The 2,090-nt window shown below is 42.5% G+C and carries 2 protein-coding genes; both read right to left on the bottom strand.

Going from position 1 to position 2,090, the window contains the following annotated elements:
• Positions 1-55 precede the first annotated feature (55 nt).
• Positions 56-805, bottom strand: coding sequence for an IS21-like element helper ATPase IstB (istB, locus tag ABHN01_RS21855; RefSeq protein ID WP_429877279.1), 750 nt, complete (start codon positions 803-805; stop codon positions 56-58).
• Complete coding sequence (gene istA / locus ABHN01_RS21850) at positions 802-2,001, bottom strand: IS21 family transposase (protein WP_429877278.1); 1,200 nt, start codon at positions 1,999-2,001, stop codon at positions 802-804. Before istA ends, istB begins: the two co-directional genes overlap by 4 nt.
• Positions 2,002-2,090: the final 89 nt, after the last annotated feature.

The following is a 2,090-nucleotide window of genomic DNA, read 5'->3' as shown; positions in this document are numbered from 1 at the left end:
TGTCAAGGCCGGTTATAACTTCCCCAAAATGTCCGGTATAAAAATCCCCAGTTTTCTATTTTTCGAGCTTATCCTTGTTGCGTTTTTCCTTCAGCCGATAGCTTTCACCATTCAGGTTAAAGATGCGTGAATGGTGAAGCAGTCGGTCTAATATGGCTGTTGCGATAACCGGATCGCCGACCATTTCTCCCCATTCACCGAATGATTTATTGGACGTTAAGATAATGGATCCCTTCTCATAACGTCGGGCGATGACCTGGAACAGGTAGTGGGCATCTCCGATATCCAGTTTCATATAGCCCATCTCATCGATAATTAAAAGCCTAGGTTTTACAAAAGAACGTAATTTCTTTTCCAATTTACCATCGGAATCGGCTTTTCTCAGCTGAATAATGAGGTCGTGAGCAGATACAAAATAGGTTTTATACCCTTGAGAAATGGCCTGAAGGCCAATGGACACAGCTAAGTGTGTTTTTCCAATGCCAGGCGGTCCCAGAAAGATAGGATTTTCATGTTCTTTCAAGAAAGAAAGAGTCATTAGTTCTCGAATTCTTCGCTCATCAATCGTGGGCTGGATAGAAAAATTAAACTCATCGATTGTTTTTCTAAACGGCAGCCTCGACAGTTTAAGAAGGGTGGTTGTTGATCGAACTTGTTTTTCAACGACTTCCGCCTCTAATAAACTGAAAAGAAACGAGGAGTATGGTACATTATCTTTAGCTGCTTGATCTGCTAACGCTGACCATTGATCAGCGATAACGGACAAGTTTAGCTTTTGGCAGTACTCCGTAATCTGCTCTTTCATGATTCACCTCTTACGAGGTCATCATAGGCAGACAGAGGACGGGTATTGACCTCTACCGAGGGAACAGAATGCGGGGCGGCAACCACGGCAGTCTGTTTCCTTTTTATTTTTTCAGCCAGAGAAACCACGGTGGTGTGCTGATTCAAGCCTTGAATCTCCGTTCCCTGATGGAATAGACGGATTTTACCGTTCAATGTTTCCTTAATCAATATTTCCTTGCCGGCATATTCCTTTGCCAGGAGCCATCTTTGGCCTTTATACGAGAAGGTGCCATCAAAGTGTGTCTTTCTGTATGTACGATAGCTTGTGTCGTAATCTAGGACAGGTATAGAATGCAGCTTTTCCTCGGACCATTTCACTTGCGGTAACTCTCCTGTTGTTTCATTCTTTTTTCTATTTCCGATTCTGTCGAGCCACCGGGATACCTGATGGTTAATATCCTCAATGGAATCATAAACCGTTCCGACATAAAAATGGTTCGTGATATATTGTATAGCTCGTTCGACTTTTCCTTTTGTTTGAGCCCGGTAGGGCCTACATGCTTTTGGAATGAAATCATAGTAAGAGGCAAATTCTGAAAACCTCTGGTTCCACTTCACTATCCCTTGTTCACGTCCATCGGTTACCGTCCGCATATTATCAAACAATACCGTTCTTGGAATGCCCCCAAAGTACTTAAAACTATGGACTAAGCACTGAAGCACGTGCTCCTGATCTTGGGATAGGGTGAACTCTACATACTTCATCCTTGAGTGGCCTAGTATGGCCACAAACATGGATATTTTGACTTTTTCTCCGTTTAAAATCACCGTTCCAATCTCTTTCCAGTCCACCTGCATCTGTTCTCCTGGCAGAGTTTCATATCTGATGGTGTATTTTTTTCTCGCATTGTCCCGAAAAGGCTTTAAGTAATCTTTCAGGATGGTTTTTCCTCCTTGATAGCCCAGTTGGCGAATTTCATCCAGCAAACGCTCTCCATTAAAAACATGGTCTTCCATCATACGCCTATGTAAGTACTCTTTATAAGCATCGAGCTTGCTTTTTTTCTTTCGGCTCTGCTTCGAAGGAGCAGTTGCAGAGTGGATGTGTTTTCGAATCGTTTTCCGATCCATCTGCAGCTCCCTTGAGATGTCTGATATGCTCATTCCTTTGTTGTACATATCTTTGATCATAAAAAAATCCCCTCTACTTATCATGAACCATGGCTCCTCTCAAACCTATGGTTCTATTTTAGATGGGGAATTTTATTCCGGCTATATTGGGGATTTTAACATCGGCTTTAACA

It is taken from the genome of Fictibacillus sp. NRS-1165 (assembly GCF_050468105.1).
In the GTDB taxonomy this organism is placed as follows: Bacteria; Bacillota; Bacilli; order Bacillales; family Fictibacillaceae; genus Fictibacillus_C; species Fictibacillus_C terrinigri.
This window is presented reverse-complemented; position numbering and strand designations above follow the sequence as displayed.

Excerpts from the sequence above, each read along its gene's own strand:
- istA (WP_429877278.1), bottom strand. The coding sequence starts at position 2,001 with ATGATAAGTAGAGGGGATTTTTTTATGATCAAAGATATGTACAACAAA.
- istB (WP_429877279.1), bottom strand. The coding sequence starts at position 805 with ATGAAAGAGCAGATTACGGAGTACTGCCAAAAGCTAAACTTGTCCGTT.